The organism is Streptomyces sp. NPDC052079 (assembly GCF_040680275.1).
Lineage (GTDB): Bacteria > Actinomycetota > Actinomycetes > Streptomycetales > Streptomycetaceae > Streptomyces.
On sequence record NZ_JBFAWL010000002.1, the window covers coordinates 545,843 to 563,592 of the forward strand.

The window sequence follows — 17,750 nt, forward strand, 5'->3', positions numbered from 1 at the left end:
CCGGTTGTCAGTGGACGCCTATAACCTCGTATGCGTGTCGTCTCTCGCGCTGTACCGCCGCTATCGCCCGGAGTCGTTCGCCGAGGTCATCGGGCAGGAACATGTCACCGGCCCGTTGCAGCAGGCGCTGCGGAACAACCGGGTCAATCACGCGTACCTGTTCAGTGGTCCGCGTGGCTGTGGCAAGACGACCAGTGCCCGCATCCTCGCGCGGTGCCTGAACTGCGAGCAGGGGCCCACGCCGACTCCGTGCGGGGAGTGCCAGTCGTGCCGCGACCTCGCGCGCAACGGACCTGGTTCCATCGACGTCATCGAGATCGACGCCGCGTCCCACGGTGGTGTGGACGACGCCCGTGACCTGCGAGAAAAGGCGTTCTTCGGGCCCGCCTCCAGCCGGTACAAGATCTACATCATCGACGAGGCCCACATGGTCACGTCGGCCGGTTTCAACGCGCTGCTCAAGGTCGTCGAGGAGCCCCCGGAGCACCTGAAGTTCATCTTCGCGACCACCGAGCCCGAGAAGGTCATCGGGACGATCCGGTCGCGTACGCACCACTACCCGTTCCGGCTGGTCCCGCCCGGCACCCTGCGGGAGTACCTCGGCGAGGTGTGCGGGAAGGAGAACATCCCCGTTGAGGAGGGTGTGCTGCCGCTCGTCGTGCGGGCCGGTGCCGGGTCCGTGCGTGACTCGATGTCCGTCATGGACCAGCTGCTCGCCGGTGCCGGGGCCGAGGGTGTGACCTATGCCATGGCCACCTCCCTGCTCGGGTACACGGACGGCTCGCTGCTCGACTCCGTGGTCGAGGCCTTCGCGACCGGCGACGGCGCCGCCGCCTTCGAGGTCGTCGACCGGGTGATCGAGGGCGGCAACGACCCGCGCAGGTTCGTCGCGGACCTGCTGGAGCGGCTGCGGGACCTTGTCATCCTCGCCGCCGTCCCCGATGCCGCAGAGAAGGGGCTCATCGACGCCCCCGCCGACGTCATCGAGCGGATGCAGGCCCAGGCCGGCACCTTCGGCCCCGCCGAGCTGGGCCGTGCCGCCGACATCGTCAACGAGGGGCTGACCGAGATGCGCGGCGCCACCTCGCCCCGTCTCCAGCTGGAGCTGATCTGCGCGCGTGTGCTGCTTCCCGCCGCGTACGGCGACGAGCGCTCGGTCATGGCCCGGCTGGACCGGATCGAGCGCGGCGTGAACTTCTCCGCCGGGGCCGGCGGCGCCGGTGCGCCCGCCATGGGATACGTCCCCGGGCCGGAGGCCCACGGAGGAGCGCAGGGGCAGGGCGACATCGAGCCGGGGGGCGGTGCCGCCGCCGCCCGGGCCGCGGTGCGCGCCCCGGGTCCCGGCCCCGCGCCCACCCCTGCGCCGCCCGCGCCCACTCCCGCCCAGGCTCCGCCACCGGCGCCCGCCGAGAGCCCGGCCGCTCCGGCGGCGGGAGCCCCCGGTGCCTGGCCCACCGCCGCCTCCGCCGGTGGTGGCGGTGGCGGACGCCGGCCCGGCGGCTGGCCTACGGCGACCCCGGCCGGCGGCCGGCCTGCCGCCGCGGCACCGCCGACCGCCCCGTCGCCCGCACCCGCACCGGCACCCGCCCCCTCGGGCGGCGGCGGTGGCCTCGACCCCCGCAACCTCTGGCCGAACATCCTGGAAACGGTCAAGAACCGTCGTCGCTTCACCTGGATCCTGCTCAGCCAGAACGCCCAGGTGACCGGCTTCGACGGCACGACCCTCCAGCTCGGCTTCGTGAACGCGGGCGCCCGGGACAACTTCCTCAGCAGTGGCAGCGAGGACGTCCTGCGCCAGGCGCTGGCCGAGCAGTTCCATGTGCAGTGGAAGATCGAGGCGGTCGTCGACCCGTCCGGCGGCGGTGCGGCGGCTCCCGCGCCGTCCGGATCGTCCGGACCATCCGGACCGTCCAGCGGTCGCAACGGCGGCGGGTACGGCGGTGGCGGTGGCGGCGGGTACGGCGGCTCCGGCGGAGGTCAGCGCCCCTCCACACCCCAGGCGGCCCCCCCGCCCGCCCCCGCGCAGCCGACGCCCGCACCCGCGCCCAGCCCCGCCCCGGCGGCCCCCCGCCCCTCCGCCCCGGAGCCGCCGCCGCCCGTCTCGCCCGAGGACGACATCCCCGAGGACGACGACCCCGACCTGGACGAGTCCGCCCTCTCGGGCCAGGACCTGCTCGTACGGGAGCTGGGCGCGACGGTCGTCGAGGAGATCGCGAACGAGTAGGGCGTAGGGGGCGTATGGAGGAAGCCACAAACCCCTTCGCCCCGCGCCTTCGGCAGCCCGCACAAAGGGAACCCGCCGCCTCCCGTTAGGCTGACCCCGTGAAGGTCCTCGTCATCGGCAGCGGCGCCCGCGAACACGCCCTGTGCCACTCCCTGTCCCTCGACCCCGATGTCACCGCGCTGCACTGCGCGCCCGGCAACGCCGGCATCGCCGAGGTCGCCGAGCTGCACCCGGTCGACGCCCTCGACGGCGCGGCCGTGTCCGCGCTGGCCGTGCGGCTCGGCGCGGACCTCGTGGTGGTCGGCCCGGAGGCGCCCCTGGTCGCCGGTGTCGCCGACGCCGTGCGGGACGCGGGCATCCCCGTCTTCGGCCCCTCCAAGGAGGCCGCGCAGCTCGAGGGCTCCAAGGCCTTCGCGAAGGACGTCATGGCGGCGGCCGGTGTGCCCACCGCCCGCAGCTACGTCTGTACGACGGCCGAGGAGACCGACGCGGCCCTCAAGGCGTTCGGCGCCCCCTACGTCGTCAAGGACGACGGGCTCGCGGCCGGCAAGGGCGTCGTCGTCACGGACGACATCCAGGCGGCCCGCGCGCACGCCGCCGGCTGTGAGCGCGTGGTCATCGAGGAGTTCCTCGACGGCCCCGAGGTCTCCCTCTTCGCGATCACCGACGGCGAGACCGTGGTGCCCCTCCAGCCGGCCCAGGACTTCAAGCGCGCGCTGGACGGCGACGCGGGCCCGAACACCGGCGGCATGGGCGCCTACTCCCCGCTGCCGTGGGCCGACCCGAAGCTGGTCGACGAGGTCCTGGAGACGGTTCTCCAGCCGACCGTCGACGAGATGCGGCGCCGTGGCACCCCGTTCTCCGGTCTGCTCTACGCCGGTCTGGCGATCACCTCGCGCGGTGTCCGCGTGATCGAGTTCAACGCCCGCTTCGGCGACCCCGAGACCCAGGTGGTGCTGGCCCGGCTGCGGACCCCGCTGGGCGGCCTGCTGATGGCCGCCGCGACCGGCAACCTCGCCCATCTGGAGCCGACCCGCTGGAGCGACGAGGCCGCCGTCACCGTGGTCGTCGCCTCGCACAACTACCCCGGCACCCCCCGCACCGGCGACCCGATCACCGGCCTGGACGAGATCGCCGCCCAGGACGGCCCGCACGCGTACGTCCTGCACGCGGGCACGAAGCGCGACGGCGAGACGATCGTGAGCGCGGGCGGGCGGGTGCTGTCCGTCACGGCGACCGGCAAGGACCTCACCGAGGCCCGCGACCGGGCCTACCGCGCGGTCTCCCGCATCGGCCTCGACGGCTCCCAGCACCGCACGGACATCGCGGCGAAGGCTGCGCAGGATAGCTAGCCGGTCCGCCGGACGGCCGGTCCGTTCGCCCGGCGCCGATGAACCCCGCAGGCCCCGTCTCAGGATTCGGGGCCTGACCCTTGCCGTCCGTCATCCACCTTTCCCCAAAGCCATTCCATCGAGTGAGCGATATCCCATCCGGCTGACGTGACCCGGGGCCCCAACTAGGGTGCCGCGCAGGCGTCCGGCACTTGGCCCATCGGCATTGCGATGTCAGTGGCCGGTGTCACAGTGGGGGGCATGGGCAACGCCAGGACAGCGTCCGGAGCGGGGAGGGGGTGAGGTCGGGCCATGAGCGGAAGCGGAATGGGAGCTCACGCGGGCGGACAGAGCGCACGGTCCCGTGCGCTTGCCGTGCTGCGGGTCCGCAGCCGGGCCCTGGCCGTCGCGCTGCTGCCGGCCGCCGTCGCCGTGATCCTGCTCGTCGGCGGCTCCACCGGGCATCTGCCGGGCACCGGCTGGGACGTGGCCCGCAGGCTCGTCACCCCGGCCGCGGTGCTCGTCCTGCTCCTCGCCGCCGGGGTCGCCCTGGTCGTCGCCCGCGCGCGGCCCGCGATGAGCCCCACCGTGCCGATCGCCGAGGAGGCGGCCCCGGACCTGTACCGGATGGTGCGCGACCTCGCCGACCGTCTCGACGTTCCCCCGCCGTCCGCCATAGCGCTCACCCCGGACTGCGACAGCTGGCTGGAGGACCGCACCCATCCGGCCCACGGCCCTCCGCCCGCGGAGAAGTACGACGACATAGCGGGCGCGGGGCGGCCCCCGCGCCGGACGCCCGTGCCGCCGGTGCTGGTGATCGGCTCCCCGTTCCTGTGGTGGATGCGGGTCGGGGAGCTGCGCGCGGTCCTCGCCCCGGTCGTCGCCGGTACGGGACCGTCGGCGCACCCGGACATAGCCGCCGCGCGGCGCTTTGTGCAGGGGCTGGACGCCGCGGTGGCCGTGACGTCGGCCCCGCACCGCGGGCCGGTGACCCGCTGGGTGTTCGCGACCGTCGGCCGGGTGGCCCGGCTGCTGCTCCGCGGCTGCCGGATACACGCCGCGGAGATGGAGCGCGGGGTCGCCGCGGCGGCCGCCGAGCGTGCACAGGCTGTGGATTACGGACTGCGGATCGTCGCCCAGGAGCAGGTGGGCCTGGCGTACGCGGGCTGGGACCGGCTGCTCACCCGGGTCGCGCTGCCCGCCTGGCGGATGGGCCGCTGGCCCTCCCGGCTCAACGCGGGCGTGGTGGCGGCGCTCACCGAGCTGTCCCGCCGGGACCGGCTGGCGGAGGGGTTCGCCTCCCGTCTCGGCGAGCGTCCCGCCTGTGATCTGCTCGAGGAGCCGGGCGCGGTCGACCAGGCCGCCTCGCTGCTCGCCGCCCGTCTGTTCCACGGGGAGCCCGCGGAGACGCGACCCGAGTGGGCCCCGGTCCACTGGGGCGGCTATGCGGAGGAGGTCGTCGACCGCAAGTGGCGCACCGACGCCGCCCGCCTGCACCGGGTCCTGGACGCCCTCCAGGCGCCCCCGGCCCCCGGAGACACCCCGGCCCCGGACGGTCCGACCCTCACCCGCGTCCTCACCCACCTGGCGGCCCGCCCCGGCCCCGGGGAACCGCTCGCCCCGCCCCCGGCCCCACCTCCGTGTCCCCTCGCAGGCGACGACGAGGACCTGTCCGGCACCACGGCGCGCAGTGCCGCCCTGGCCGCCCGGCTGACGGCCGAGCTGGCGCGCGAGGAGGCGGGGCCGACCACCGCCGCCCCCGGTGCGGCCGACCCGGCCTCCCACCGCGACGACCGCGCGCTCCCGCTCTTCCCCCTCCAGCCCGCGCGCACCGGCCGTGAGCTGCTCGCCGACCACATCACGGCGATGGTGTGCTGTGCGGCGATGGACACCGCGGGCGCCACCCCGAGCCTCGACTGGCTCGACGGCCCGGCCCTGGTGCTGGGCGGCGTACGAGCGGCGGATCTGTCACGCCAGGTCCTGGCCCTGATCGAGGACGGCGATCCCTCGGCCCTCCGCGGATGGCTGACCGAGCACGGCATACGCGCCGAGAAGCCGGTACGGCTCGTCTGAGCCACCGGCCCCGCCACCCCGCCCGGAGCAGACCCTTCCGCTTTCGGTCAATTCAAAACGAACGGTGACGGAGTGCGCGCGTTATGTGATGTGCTTGGACCGTTCGGACCCGTGGGCAAGGGCTCGGGACATACGACAAGCACATAAACGTCGCCGGGCCTCACCCGTCAGGCGCCTGCCGGACAGCACCACGCACCGCATCGCAACGGGGGCATGAGGGAGGGGAGCGATCATGGGCTCGGAGCAGATCCGCCGCTGGGAGTCGGGAGCGCTGGCGCACGCCGTGGACGATCCCTTCGGGCTGGGCCCCCTCCCGTGGCTGCGCGGCAGTGAGACCTATTTCGGCGACACCGGCCAGGTCGTCCCGTGGTACCTGGACCCCGACCCGGCGCACCCGGACACCGGACCGGGCACGGGCCGGGCGGCCGCCCCCCGCCTCCCCCGGCAGGGCGGCCCCAGGGTGCCCGCCCCCCGGTCTTCCGGCGGCCCCCGCGCCGCAGATGACGTGCACCGCCAGATCAAGGGCTTCACCTCCACCGGCGCGGTCGCCCCCGGTGAGGCCATCGACTTCCACATCACCGTCGACCCGCCCCAGGAGTTCGGCGTCGACGTCTACCGCATCGGCCACTACGCCGGGGACGGCGCCATCAAGATCACCTCGAGCCCCCGGCTGTCCGGCATCGTGCAGCCCCCGCCGCTCACCGCCGACCGCACGGTCTCCTGTCACCACTGGTGGCTGTCCTGGCGGTTACCGGTGCCGTCGTACTGGAGCGTCGGCGCGTATGTCGCCGTGCTGACCACGGCCGACGGCTACCGTTCGCACGTCCCGTTCACCGTCCGCGACGACCGCCCCGCGGACCTCCTCCTCGTCCTGCCCGACATCACCTGGCAGGCCTACAACCTCTATCCGGAGGACGGCCGCACCGGCGCGAGCCTCTACCACGCGTGGGACGACGACGGCCGGCTGCTCGGCGAGTCCGACGCCGCCACCACCGTCTCCTTCGACCGCCCCTACGCGGGCGCCGGCCTCCCGCTGCACGTCGGGCACGCCTACGACGTCATCCGCTGGGCCGAGCGCTACGGCTACGACCTCGCCTACGCCGACGCCCGCGATCTGCACGCCGGCCGGATCGACCCCACCCGCCACCGGGGCCTGATCTTCCCCGGCCACGACGAGTACTGGTCGGTGTCCATGCGCACCGCCGTGGAGCGCGCCCGCGAGCACGGCACGTCCCTGGTCTTCCTCTCCGCCAACACGCTGTACTGGCAGGTGGAGCTCGCCCCCTCCCCGTCCGGCCCCGACCGCCTGCTGACCTGCCGCAAACGCCAGGGCCCGGGCAAACCGGCGCTCTGGCGGGAGATCGACCGGGCGGAGCAGCAGCTGCTAGGCATCCAGTACGCCGGGCACGTCCCGGAACCGCACCCGCTGATCGTCCGCAACGCGGACCACTGGATGTGGGAGGCGACCGGCGCCCGCGAGGGCGACCGGATCGAGGGCCTGGTCGCGGGCGAGGCGGACCGCTACTACCCGCGCACCCCGCTGCCCGCCTACGAGGAGCGCGTCCTGCTCGCCCACTCCCCGTACACCGACCGGGCGGGCGCCCGTCGGCACCAGGAGACCTCCCTCTACCGCGCCCCCTCCGGCGCCTGGGTGTTCGCATCCGGCACCTTCGCCTGGTCCCCGGCCCTGGACCGGCCGGGCCATGTCGACCCCCGCGTGCAGCGCGCCACCGCCAACCTTCTGGACCGCATCTGCAAACGCGACTGACCCACCCCCGGCCGCGACTCTTCCCTCCGTGCGGGAGAATCAAGTCATTCAGACAGAACCACGGGGAGGAACCGTGTCCGGATTCGTCGAAAAGCCCGAGCCGATCCAGGTTCCGGGTTTGGTGCATCTGCACACCGGCAAGGTGCGCGAGCTGTACCGGAACGAGGCGGGCGACCTCGTGATGATCGCCAGCAACCGCATCTCCGCCTACGACTGGGTGCTGCCGACCGAGATCCCCGACAAGGGCCGGGTGCTCACCCAGCTCTCCCTGTGGTGGTTCGAGCAGCTCGCCGACCTGCTCCCCAACCATGTGCTGAGCACCGAGCTGCCGCCCGGCGCCCCCGACGACTGGGCGGGCCGCACCCTCGTCTGCAAGTCGCTGAACATGGTCCCCGTGGAGTGCGTGGCCCGCGGCTATCTCACCGGCTCGGGCCTGGCCGAGTACGACGAGTCCCGCACGGTCTGCGGTCTGGCCCTCCCCGAGGGCCTGGTGGACGGCTCGGAGCTGCCCGCCCCGATCTTCACCCCGGCCACCAAGGCCGCCGTCGGCGAACACGACGAGAACGTCCCCTACGAGGAGGTCGCCCGCCAGGTCGGCGCGGACACCGCGGCCCGGCTGCGCCAGGCGACCCTCGCCGCCTACTTCCGGGCCCGGACCATCGCCCGTGACCGCGGCATCATCCTCGCGGACACCAAGTTCGAGTTCGGCTTCGACGGGGAGAACCTGGTCCTCGCGGACGAGGTGCTCACCCCGGACTCCTCCCGCTTCTGGCCGGCCGATCAGTGGGAGCCGGGCCGCCCGCAGCCGTCGTTCGACAAGCAGTTCGTGCGGGACTGGCTCACCTCGGCCGAGTCGGGCTGGGACCGCAGGAGCGAGCAGCCCCCGCCGCCGCTGCCGGAGCACGTGGTGGACGCCACCCGGGCCAAGTACGTGGAGGCGTACGAGCGGCTGACCGGCACGACCTGGAGCTGAGCACCCGCCGGAGGGGCGGGCCCGCGGGGGCGCCGCCCCACGACCTCCGTGGGCCCGGCCCCCTGACCTTCGTGGCTCGGCCCACGACAAAAGCCCCGGTCGATGACCGGGGCCTTGTTCCTGAGCGAACGACGAGGTTCGAACTCGCGACCTCAACCTTGGCAAGGTTGCGCTCTACCAACTGAGCTACGTTCGCATGCGCCATAGCGCGGCCCCCACTATACCCAACCTCGCTCCCGTGCGAGGCGCACCGCCGCATGACGGTTCTCCGCCCCGAGTTTCGAGACGGCGGAGGAGAGGTAGTTGCGCACGGTCCCCTGGGACAGCGCGGCCCGTTCCGCGATCTCCGCCACGGGTGCCCCGTCCGCCGCGAACTCCAGCACCTCGGCCTCGCGCGCGGTCAGCGGCGAGTCACCGGAGGCGATCGCGTCGGCGGCCAACTCCGGGTCGACGTAACGGTTTCCCTCGTGCACCGTGCGGATGATCTCCGCGAGGCGCTGAGCGCTGACCGTCTTGGGGACAAACCCGCGCACCCCCGCCGCGAGCGCCCGCTTCAGATGGCCGGGCCGCCCGTGACTGGTCACGATCAGCACCCGGCAGCCGGGCAGCTCCGCCCGCAGGGATGTGGCGACCTTCACACCGTCGGCGCCGGGCATCTGCAGATCCAGTACGGCGACATCGGGGGCGTGCGCCCGTGCCATCGCCAGCGCCTCCGGTCCGGACGCCGCCTCGGCGACGACCGTCAGATCGTCCTCGAGCGACAGCAGCGCGGCCAGCGCGCCCCGGATCAGGTGCTCGTCGTCGGCCAGCAGCAGCCGCACCTGCCGGGGACCGGTCACGTTGTCGCCTCGCTCACAGGAACGGATGTCGCCTCACGCGCGGGAGCGGGGACCGGTACGGCGGCGGGAGGGGCCTCGCCGGGATGCGCGGGCAGCGGGACCTCGACGGTCAGCAGGAACAGCCCGTCGCCGGCCGGTCCGGCCCGCAGCGTCCCCCCGATCTCCGCCAGCCGCTCGCGCAGCCCGATCAGCCCGGATCCCCGGGCGCCCGAACCGCCGGGCGCCGGTGCCCCGTCGTTCTCCACGGTCAGCACCACATGCCCCTCCCGTACCCGCAGTTCCATCGCGCACCGCCGTGGGTCGCCGTGCCGCAGCACATTCGTGGCCGCCTCCCGCACCACCCACGCGAGTGCGGACTGCACCGGTGCGGGGAATCCGGTCGCCGGTCCGGTGACCGTGCAGTCGATACCGGCGGCGGACAGCACCCCCTGCGCGCCCGCCAGTTCGCCGGCGAGGTCCGCCTCGCGGTAGCCGCGCACCACCTCGCGCACCTCCCGCTGCGCCTCGTGCGCGAGGCGCTGCACCTCGACCATCTGGGTCACGGCCTCCGGCCGCTCCCGCTGGGCCAGCTGGACGGCCAACTCGCTCTTGAGCGCGATCACCGCGAGGTTGCGCCCCATCACATCGTGCAGGTCGCGTCCGAACCTGAGCCGCTCCTCGGCGACGGCGAGCCGGGCGCGGGTCTCACGGGCGTCGTCGAGTTCGTAGACAGCGTTGAGCAGCCACGCGGAGAAGGCGTAAGTGAAGGCGAAGAAGCCGCCGCCGGCCAGCACGAACAGGCTCGTGACCAGCGCGACGAGCCACGGCAGTCCGACGCCGACCGACGTGGCTCCCGCCGCCGCCGCGAAGCCCACCGTCACGGCGGACACCCGCCGCCGCCCGCGCACACAGACCCCGGCCGCACCCGCACCGAAGATCATCACGATCCCGTAGACCCCGCCGGCGGCGCCCGCGACGTCGTCGTCGCCCTGGCCGTGCCGGGCGACGACGAGCGCGGCCACGGCCATCACCGCCGTCGTCACACCGAACACCCACAGGGTCCGCACCGGACGGTCCCGCTGCCCGCGCTGCCAGTCCAGGGCGCGCGAGGCGGTGACGCCGCACACCACACTGTGCAGGGCCGCCATGGACACCAGCGGAACGGCCAGCCGCGGACCGACCTGACCGATCAGCATCCCGCCGGCCACCGACAGTTCGGTCAGCGCGAGCAGGTGGAACGACCACCGCGTGTACGTCTCGAACTTCGCCGGTGTGCTCTTGCGCTCCCACCAGCCGCCCGGCCTGCTCATGTCCTCGCGTCCCCTGCTCTCGCCCGTGTCAGCGCCTCGGCTCCCAGCGGAACCAGCGTCGTACGGCGTACACCGACAGCAGGACCCAGCCCACCGCCACCGCCACGGCCTCCAGTGTCTCGGACGCCGACAGGTCGCCGGTAAAGCCGCCGCGCACCAGCGTCATGACCGGCGTCAGGGGCAGCAGTTCGCAGAAGGAGGCGATCCGGTCGGGCAGGATTTCGAGAGGGACCATCATCCCGGAGGCCAGCATCGAGAGGAACAGCAGCGGCAGCGTGGTGACCTGCGCGCTCTCGCTGGTCCGGGTGAAGGCGGCGGTGACGGCGGCGAGTCCCGCGCACATCACCAGTCCCAGGAGCAGCCCCAGCACGGAGAGATGCACGGCCGGCGGGGCCTTCATGTCCAGCAGGACCGCGCAGCCGGCCGCCAGCACCAGGGACTGGGCCAGACCGGTCGCGGCGGCGGGCAGCGCGGCCCCGGTCAGGATCTCGGTGTCCCGCAGCTCCCCGGTGCGCAGCCGCTTGAGGACCAGTTCCTCGCGGCGGGCGACGAGGGACCCGACGAGCGCCGCGTAGACGGCGAACAGAAGCGAGAAACCGATCGCGGCCGGCAGCACCATCTCGCCGATGGTGAGCCCGGCCTCGGCGAGGTCCATCTCCTTGGCCGCCTCGTGGGCGCTGACCGGCAGCACCAGCGGCACGAACAGAGCGGTGACGAGTGTGCCCTTGCTCCGTCCCAGCAGGGTGAGTTCCGCGCGGGCGAGCGCGGCCATCCGGCTCATCGGTGTGGTCACGGTCGTGCTCATGCCGCGTACTCCTTCGTGGCCGCCGCGTCCGCGGAGGCGTCCTTGGCGATGGAGAGGAAGGCCTCCTCCAGGGATGCGGACCGCACGTCCAGTCCGTGCAACTCCACCCCGGCGTGCTGCGCCCACACCAGCAGTCTGGTGGCAGCCCGCTGCAGTTCGCGGGTGCGCAGCCGGACGGTCCGGCCGTCGGTGGTGTGGTCGCTCACGCCCAGTTCGGCGAGCGGCGGCAGATCGCCCAGGTGATAGCCGTCGGGCAGGTCGAAGGAGATGCGGGACGGCTCGGTGGCGGTCACCTCGGCCGGTGTGCCGGTCACGGCGATGCGGCCCTCGTGCATGATCGCGAGCCGGTCGGCGAGCTGCTCGGCCTCCTCCAGGTAGTGCGTGGTGAGCAGCACGGTCGTACCGGCGTCGCGCAGGGAGGCGACCAAGTCCCAGGCCTCACGGCGGCCTTCGGGGTCGAGTCCGGTGGTGGGTTCGTCGAGGAAGAGCACCTCGGGGTCACCGAGCAGCGCGAGCGCGAGGTCCAGACGGCGCCGCTGGCCCCCGGACAGCTGCTTCACCCGCACACCGGACTTGGACTCCAGGCCGACCAGCGCCAGCACTTCCCGCTCGGGCCGGGCGCCGCTGACACAGCCCGCCCACATCCGGGCGGTCTCGGCGACGGTCAGCTCGGAGGGGAAGCCCCCTTCCTGGAGCATCACGCCGGTGCGGGGCCGTACGGCGGCGCGCTCGCTGTACGGGTCGTGGCCGAGGACCCGGACCCGTCCGGCGGCCGGGGCGGCGAGCCCCTCCAGCAGTTCGACGGTGGAGGTCTTGCCCGCGCCGTTGGTCCCCAGCAGGGCGAAGACCTCCCCGCGCCGTACGGAGAAGTCGATGCCGCACACCGCTTCGAAGCCGCCCCCATAGACACGTCGCAGGCCGGTGACCTCAATCACGTGTTCGTGCTCGTTCGCTTCCACGCCTCGAGCATCCCGGTCACCGGGGCGCGGGGGCAGTGCGTGCTGTCACCACCGGACATGACAAATGTCAGACGGGCGCGTCCGGGCATGCGAAAGACCCCGGTCCGAGGGACCGGGGTCTCACTACCGAGCGGACGACGAGGCTCGAACTCGCGACCTCAACCTTGGCAAGGTTGCGCTCTACCAACTGAGCTACGTCCGCATTGCCTCCGACCGGCTCTCACCGATCGGCGCGGGCACCAGCCTACCCGATCGACCGGGGTCGTCGGTACGGCGATGCAGAGCGGGTGACAGGAATTGCACACTGCGCCTTCCCCCTGGAAGGGGGACGTTCTACTACTGAACTACACCCGCATGTACTCCGTGGGCCGGACCTTTCGGCCTCGCCCCTCGGCGTGCTCCAGACTCTAGCTGATCAGCGGGGGTGCTGCGCAAGTCGGTTGACGCGGGGGGTGGGTGACCGGCCGTCGGGCGGATCGCCGGCACCCGGCTCGGGACGGTCACCCGGTCGGCTCACCGCGCCGCGGCGAATGCCTCGTACACCCTCTTGGGGATCCGGCCCCGCGCGGGCACGTCCATCCGGTTCGCCTGCGCCCAGGCGCGCACGGCGGACGGGTCGGGGGCGACCTCCGTCTGCCGGTAGGCCTTGCCGGAACGCGACCGCTTGCGGCCGGCGTCCACGTAGGGCTCGAGGGCCTTCCGCAGTTTCCTGGCATTGGTTTCATTGAGGTCGATCTCGTACGACTTGCCGTCCAGTCCGAAGGCGATCGTTTCCGCCGCTTCCGAGCCGTCGATGTCGTCAAAGAGAGTGACCACGACCTTCTGCGCCACGAATATCGGTCCCTTCGTGCGACACCTCTCGTCCGGACGTCCGTGATGACGTGCCGGTACGTCGCCGAGATGTCGGCTGTCCGCCCCTAATCGGGCAAAGTACCTGCTAATGACAATTCATTTGTACAGTGCCCGGCATTGCAATGTGAAGCCCGACTAAATCTGTCCGCGTGTCCGGTGCGCAATAGAGATGTACGAGCGAACACGGATCTTTCCCGGATCTTTTCGCTGACGCCTGCCCGCGATGCCGAATCGTGATGGGGGTCACGTAGATTCCTCCAACTCTACCCGCGTAGAAATTTTGTACGGGTAGTCTGAAGGAACCTGCTCAGCACCACACACCGGGAGTGCCAGTGGCACGCGTCGTAGTCGACGTCATGCTCAAGCCGGAGATCCTCGACCCCCAGGGCCAGGCGGTGCAGCGCGCACTGCCGCGACTGGGTTTCGAAGGGATCTCGGACGTCCGCCAGGGAAAGCGATTCGAACTGGAAGTTGACGGGCCGGTCGACGAGGCCGCGCTCGCCCGTATCCACGATCTTGCGGAATCCTTCCTCGCCAACACCGTGATCGAGGACTTCACCGTACGGGTCGAGGAAGTCGCGGAGGCCGTGAAGTGACCGCTCGTATTGGCGTCGTCACTTTCCCGGGCAGCCTCGACGACCGGGACACCCAGCGCGCGATCTGCGTCGCCGGCGCCGAACCCGTCGCCCTCTGGCACAAGGACAAGGACCTCAAACAGGTCGACGCCGTGGTGCTCTGCGGTGGTTTCTCGTACGGCGACTATCTGCGCGCCGGCGCCATCGCGCGCTTCTCGCCGGTGATGGACACCGTCATCGACCAGGCGAAGGCCGGTCTGCCGGTGCTGGGCATCTGCAACGGCTTCCAGATCCTCACCGAGGCGCACCTGCTCCCCGGCGGCATGCTGGGCAACGACCATCTGCACTTCATCTGCCGCGACCAGAAGCTGCGGGTGGAGAACGCGGACACCGCCTGGACCACCGACTACACGGCCGGCCAGGAGATCCACATCCCGCTGAAGAACATGGACGGCCGCTACGTCGCCGATCAGCGGACGCTGGACGAGCTGGAGGCCGAGGGCCGGGTCGTCTTCCGCTACCTCGACTTCAACCCCAACGGCTCGCTCAACGACATCGCAGGCATCAGCAACGAGGCCGGGAACGTCGTAGGCCTGATGCCGCACCCCGAGCACGCCGTCGAGTCGCTGATCGGTACGGGCCGTACCGACGGCCTGCCGTTCTTCACGTCGATCCTCAAGAAGCTGGTCAACGCATGAGCAAGACGCCCCTGGACACGGTCGAGCACGCGGCCGCGACCCCCGACGTCGAGCTGCCCTGGGCCGAGCTGGGCCTGAAGAAGGAGGAGTACAAGCGGGTGGTGGAGATCCTCGGCCGCCGCCCGACCGGCGCCGAGCTCGCCATGTACTCCGTGATGTGGTCCGAGCACTGCTCGTACAAGAGCAGCAAGGTGCACCTCCGCCAGTTCGGCGAGAAGGCCCCCGAGTCCGACGCCCTGCTCGTCGGCATCGGCGAGAACGCGGGCGTCGTGGACGTCGGGCAGGGCTACGCGGTCACCTTCAAGGTCGAGTCCCACAACCACCCCTCCTACGTCGAGCCCTACCAGGGCGCGGCCACGGGCGTCGGCGGCATCGTCCGCGACATCATCGCCATGGGCGCCCGCCCGGTCGCGGTCGTGGACCCCCTGCGCTTCGGCGCCGCGGACCACCCCGACACCAAGCGCGTCCTCCCGGGTGTCGTCGCCGGCATCGGCGGCTACGGCAACTGCCTGGGCCTGCCCAACATCGGCGGCGAGGTCGTCTTCGACGCCTGCTACCAGGGCAACCCGCTGGTCAACGCCGGAGCCATCGGCGTCATGCGGCACGAGGACATCCACCTCGCCAAGGCCTCGGGGGCCGGCAACAAGGTCATCCTGTACGGCGCCCGCACCGGCGGCGACGGCATCGGCGGCGCGTCGATCCTCGCCTCCGAGACTTTCGACGACGCCAAGCCGTCGAAGCGCCCCGCCGTCCAGGTCGGCGACCCCTTCCAGGAGAAGCTCCTCATCGAGTGCACCCTGGAGGCGTTCGCGGAGAAGCTGGTCGTCGGCATCCAGGACCTCGGCGCGGCCGGCCTGTCCTGCGCCACGTCCGAGCTGGCCTCCAACGGCTCCGGCGGCATGCGCGTGACGCTGGACGACGTCCCCCTGCGCGACTCGACGCTCTCGCCCGAGGAGATCCTCATGAGCGAGTCGCAGGAGCGCATGTGCGCCGTCGTGGAGCCCGACAAGGTCGACCGTTTCCTCGAGATCTGCGACAAGTGGGACGTCATCGCCACCGTCATCGGCGAGGTGACCGACGGCGACCGGCTGGAGATCTTCTGGCACGGCGGCAAGATCGTCGACGTCGACCCGCGCACCGTCGCCCACGACGGGCCGGTCTACGAGCGCCCCTACGCCCGTCCGTCCTGGCAGGACGAGCTCCAGGCGGACGACGCGAACAAGCTGCCGCGCCCGGCGACGAGCGAGGAGCTGAAGGACCAGGTCCTGAAGCTGGTCAGTTCACCCAACCAGGCGTCCAAGCAGTGGATCACCCAGCAGTACGACCACTTCGTGCAGGGCAACACCGTGCTGGCGATGCCGGAGGACTCCGGCATGATCCGCATCGACGAGGAGAGCGGCCTCGGCGTGGCGATCGCCACCGACGGCAATGGCCGCTACGCCAAGCTCGACCCGTACACGGGCGCGCAGCTGGCGCTCGCGGAGGCGTACCGCAACGTGGCGACGACCGGCGCCAAGCCGCTCGCCGTCTCCGACTGCCTGAACTTCGGCTCCCCGGAGGACCCGGCCGTCATGTGGCAGTTCGCGGAGGCCGTACGCGGTCTGGCGGACGGCTGCCGGCAGCTCGGCACCCCGGTGACCGGCGGCAACGTCTCGCTGTACAACCAGACGGGCGAGGCGGCCATCCACCCGACGCCGGTGGTCGCGGTCCTCGGTGTCATCGACGACGTGGCGCGCCGCACCCCGGTCGCCTTCCAGGAGGAGGGCCAGCTGCTGTACCTCCTCGGCGACACCCGCGAGGAGTTCGGCGGCTCGGCCTGGTCGCAGGTGATCCACGACCACCTCGGCGGGCTGCCCCCGAAGGTCGACCTGGAGCGCGAACGCCTCCTCGGCGAGATCCTGATCGCCGCCTCCCGGGACGGCATGATCGACTCCGCGCACGATCTGTCCGACGGTGGTCTGATCCAGGCGGTCGTCGAGTCGGCGCTGCTCGGGCAGAAGGGCGCACGCCTGGTCGTCCCGGACGGCCTGGACGCGTTCACCTTCCTCTTCTCGGAGTCGGCCGGCCGCGCGATCGTCGCCGTGCCGCGCTCGGAGGAGCTCCGCTTCAACGACATGTGCGGCGCACGCGGCCTCCCGACCACCCGCGTCGGCGTCGTCGACGGCGACACGATCGATGTCCAGGGCGAGTTCACCCTCACCCTGGAGCAGCTCCGCACAGCCCACGAGCAGACAATCCCAACCCTGTTGGCGTAGGCGCGCCGTAGGCGACCTGCCGCCGCCATCCGCGGGCAGTCGTGCCTCCCTCAGTGCCTTAAGGGCCTGGGAGGTACCCCCAGGGCAGCACGGGCGACGGCACCCCGCCCGCGCCGGGCTGCGCAACCCACCCCCGGCTGGCACCCACGCCGGCACCTGCGTCGCTTCACAGCCCCCGTTCCGGTCCGCCGGGCGGGGGCTGCGGCGTTTCCGGTCGCCCGCGTCGGCAACTCCGGCAACTCCACCGAGCCGCACCCGCACTTCCACTCCCCGCATAGGCTGCCGTCATGCCACCGGCCAAGAAGCGCACCCGCTCCTACGACCCCGCCAGGACCCGCGCCGCCGTCCTGGTCCAGTTCGGGAACGTGCGCGCGGCGGTCCGCACCCTGACCCCCGAGCAGCTCGCCCTGCCGACGCGGCTCGGCGACTGGACCGTACGGGAGCTGGTGGCGCACATCGGGATGGCGCTGACGGCCGTGGACCGGCTGCTCGACGAGCCCGAGCCCGCGCGCCAGGACGCGCGGGCGACCGACTGGCCGTCCGCCATCGCCGCCGACGCGGACGCCATCGCCGGCACCGCGCGCCGGCTCGCGGCGGACCACCCCGACCTCGACGCCCACCTCGCGGACGTCGAGCGGCGCTTCACCGCCCGGCTCGACGCCCACCCGGGCGGCAGGCTGCTCCCCACCAGCGCGGGCGCCCTGACGCTGGCCGACTACGTCGTCACCCGCACCGTCGAGCTCGTCGTGCACACCGACGACCTGAACGCCGCCGTCCCCGGCCTGGACATCCCGTACGACCGTCAGGCCCTGGCCGCCTGCACCCGGCTGCTGGCCGACGCGCTCGCCGCGAAGGCGCCCGGCGGCTCCACGGAGGTGCGGGTGCCGCCGTACGCGGTCGTGCAGTGCGTGGAGGGACCGCGGCACACCCGGGGCACCCCGCCGAACGTCGTCGAGACCGACCCGCTCACCTGGATCCGGCTGGCCGCGGGGCGGACGGCCTGGCGGGACGCCGTGGCCGGCGCCCGGGTCGGCGCCAGCGGGGAACGGGCGGACCTCGGACCGTATCTGCCGCTGCTGGGCTGAGCCCCGGACGGAAGGGGAACCGTC

The 17,750-nt window shown here is 72.4% G+C and carries 14 protein-coding genes and 3 tRNA genes; 9 read left to right on the plus strand and 8 right to left on the minus strand.

Features of this window, described 5'->3' with window-relative positions; translation table 11 throughout:
• Positions 1-34 precede the first annotated feature (34 nt).
• The 5 genes from AB0L56_RS07050 to AB0L56_RS07070 all read left to right on the plus strand — a co-directional run bounded on the left by AB0L56_RS07050 (position 35) and on the right by AB0L56_RS07070 (position 8,369).
• A complete protein-coding gene (locus tag AB0L56_RS07050) occupies positions 35-2,224 on the plus strand; it encodes a DNA polymerase III subunit gamma and tau (RefSeq protein ID WP_365419819.1) in 2,190 nt (729 codons plus the stop codon).
• Positions 2,225-2,322: 98 nt separating this feature from the next.
• Complete coding sequence (purD, locus tag AB0L56_RS07055) at positions 2,323-3,576, plus strand: phosphoribosylamine--glycine ligase (protein ID WP_365419821.1); 1,254 nt, start codon at positions 2,323-2,325, stop codon at positions 3,574-3,576.
• Between the two features lie 291 nt (positions 3,577-3,867).
• Entirely contained in the window at positions 3,868-5,628 is a 1,761-nt protein-coding gene (locus AB0L56_RS07060) for a hypothetical protein (protein WP_365419824.1), read from the plus strand.
• Positions 5,629-5,860: 232 nt separating this feature from the next.
• Positions 5,861-7,396: a N,N-dimethylformamidase beta subunit family domain-containing protein gene (locus AB0L56_RS07065; RefSeq protein WP_365419827.1), complete on the plus strand. Its 1,536-nt coding sequence runs from the start codon at positions 5,861-5,863 to the stop codon at positions 7,394-7,396.
• 73 nt (positions 7,397-7,469) lie between these two features.
• A complete protein-coding gene (locus tag AB0L56_RS07070; RefSeq protein WP_365419830.1) occupies positions 7,470-8,369 on the plus strand; it encodes a phosphoribosylaminoimidazolesuccinocarboxamide synthase in 900 nt (299 codons plus the stop codon).
• 123 nt (positions 8,370-8,492) lie between these two features.
• On the opposite strand, the gene AB0L56_RS07075 is transcribed toward AB0L56_RS07070, so the two are convergent.
• The 8 genes from AB0L56_RS07075 to AB0L56_RS07110 form a co-directional block, all read right to left on the minus strand.
• Positions 8,493-8,565 (minus strand) — tRNA-Gly (locus AB0L56_RS07075).
• Positions 8,566-8,587: 22 nt separating this feature from the next.
• Positions 8,588-9,208 (minus strand): response regulator transcription factor, encoded by a 621-nt coding sequence (locus tag AB0L56_RS07080; protein WP_365419832.1) that lies wholly within the window; start codon positions 9,206-9,208, stop codon positions 8,588-8,590.
• A complete protein-coding gene (locus AB0L56_RS07085; RefSeq protein WP_365419835.1) occupies positions 9,205-10,497 on the minus strand; it encodes a sensor histidine kinase in 1,293 nt (430 codons plus the stop codon). The genes AB0L56_RS07080 and AB0L56_RS07085 overlap by 4 nt, the downstream gene beginning before the upstream one ends.
• Before the next feature lie 28 nt (positions 10,498-10,525).
• A complete protein-coding gene (locus AB0L56_RS07090; RefSeq protein WP_361027040.1) occupies positions 10,526-11,302 on the minus strand; it encodes an ABC transporter permease in 777 nt (258 codons plus the stop codon).
• Positions 11,299-12,261, minus strand: coding sequence for an ABC transporter ATP-binding protein (locus tag AB0L56_RS07095; protein ID WP_365419838.1), 963 nt, complete (start codon positions 12,259-12,261; stop codon positions 11,299-11,301). Before AB0L56_RS07095 ends, AB0L56_RS07090 begins: the two co-directional genes overlap by 4 nt.
• 129 nt (positions 12,262-12,390) lie before the next feature.
• Positions 12,391-12,463: transfer RNA gene (locus tag AB0L56_RS07100), tRNA-Gly, on the minus strand.
• Between the two features lie 80 nt (positions 12,464-12,543).
• Positions 12,544-12,615 (minus strand) — tRNA-Gly (locus AB0L56_RS07105).
• 159 nt (positions 12,616-12,774) lie between these two features.
• A complete protein-coding gene (locus tag AB0L56_RS07110) occupies positions 12,775-13,092 on the minus strand; it encodes an Lsr2 family protein (RefSeq protein ID WP_361027046.1) in 318 nt (105 codons plus the stop codon).
• A 353-nt stretch (positions 13,093-13,445) separates the two neighbouring features.
• Between AB0L56_RS07110 and purS the strand changes: the two genes are divergently transcribed.
• The 4 genes from purS to AB0L56_RS07130 all read left to right on the plus strand — a co-directional run bounded on the left by purS (position 13,446) and on the right by AB0L56_RS07130 (position 17,726).
• On the plus strand, positions 13,446-13,709 hold the full coding sequence (gene purS / locus AB0L56_RS07115) for a phosphoribosylformylglycinamidine synthase subunit PurS (protein WP_010045045.1): 264 nt from the start codon (positions 13,446-13,448) through the stop codon (positions 13,707-13,709).
• Complete coding sequence (purQ, locus tag AB0L56_RS07120; RefSeq protein WP_365419841.1) at positions 13,706-14,386, plus strand: phosphoribosylformylglycinamidine synthase subunit PurQ; 681 nt, start codon at positions 13,706-13,708, stop codon at positions 14,384-14,386. The genes purS and purQ overlap by 4 nt, the downstream gene beginning before the upstream one ends.
• Positions 14,383-16,641, plus strand: a complete 2,259-nt coding sequence (gene purL, locus AB0L56_RS07125) for a phosphoribosylformylglycinamidine synthase subunit PurL (RefSeq protein ID WP_365419844.1) — start codon at positions 14,383-14,385, stop codon at positions 16,639-16,641. Before purQ ends, purL begins: the two co-directional genes overlap by 4 nt.
• A gap of 287 nt (positions 16,642-16,928) precedes the next feature.
• Complete coding sequence (locus tag AB0L56_RS07130; protein ID WP_365419847.1) at positions 16,929-17,726, plus strand: sterol carrier family protein; 798 nt, start codon at positions 16,929-16,931, stop codon at positions 17,724-17,726.
• Positions 17,727-17,750 lie beyond the last annotated feature (24 nt).

What these genes read in the sequence shown, in the direction of transcription:
- AB0L56_RS07060 (WP_365419824.1), top strand. Translation starts at nt 3,868, where the DNA reads ATGAGCGGAAGCGGAATGGGAGCTCACGCGGGCGGACAGAGCGCACGG.
- AB0L56_RS07065 (WP_365419827.1), top strand. Translation starts at nt 5,861, where the DNA reads ATGGGCTCGGAGCAGATCCGCCGCTGGGAGTCGGGAGCGCTGGCGCAC.
- AB0L56_RS07085 (WP_365419835.1), bottom strand. Translation starts at nt 10,497, where the DNA reads ATGAGCAGGCCGGGCGGCTGGTGGGAGCGCAAGAGCACACCGGCGAAG.
- AB0L56_RS07090 (WP_361027040.1), bottom strand. Translation starts at nt 11,302, where the DNA reads ATGAGCACGACCGTGACCACACCGATGAGCCGGATGGCCGCGCTCGCC.
- purL (WP_365419844.1), top strand. Translation starts at nt 14,383, where the DNA reads ATGAGCAAGACGCCCCTGGACACGGTCGAGCACGCGGCCGCGACCCCC.
- AB0L56_RS07130 (WP_365419847.1), top strand. Translation starts at nt 16,929, where the DNA reads ATGCCACCGGCCAAGAAGCGCACCCGCTCCTACGACCCCGCCAGGACC.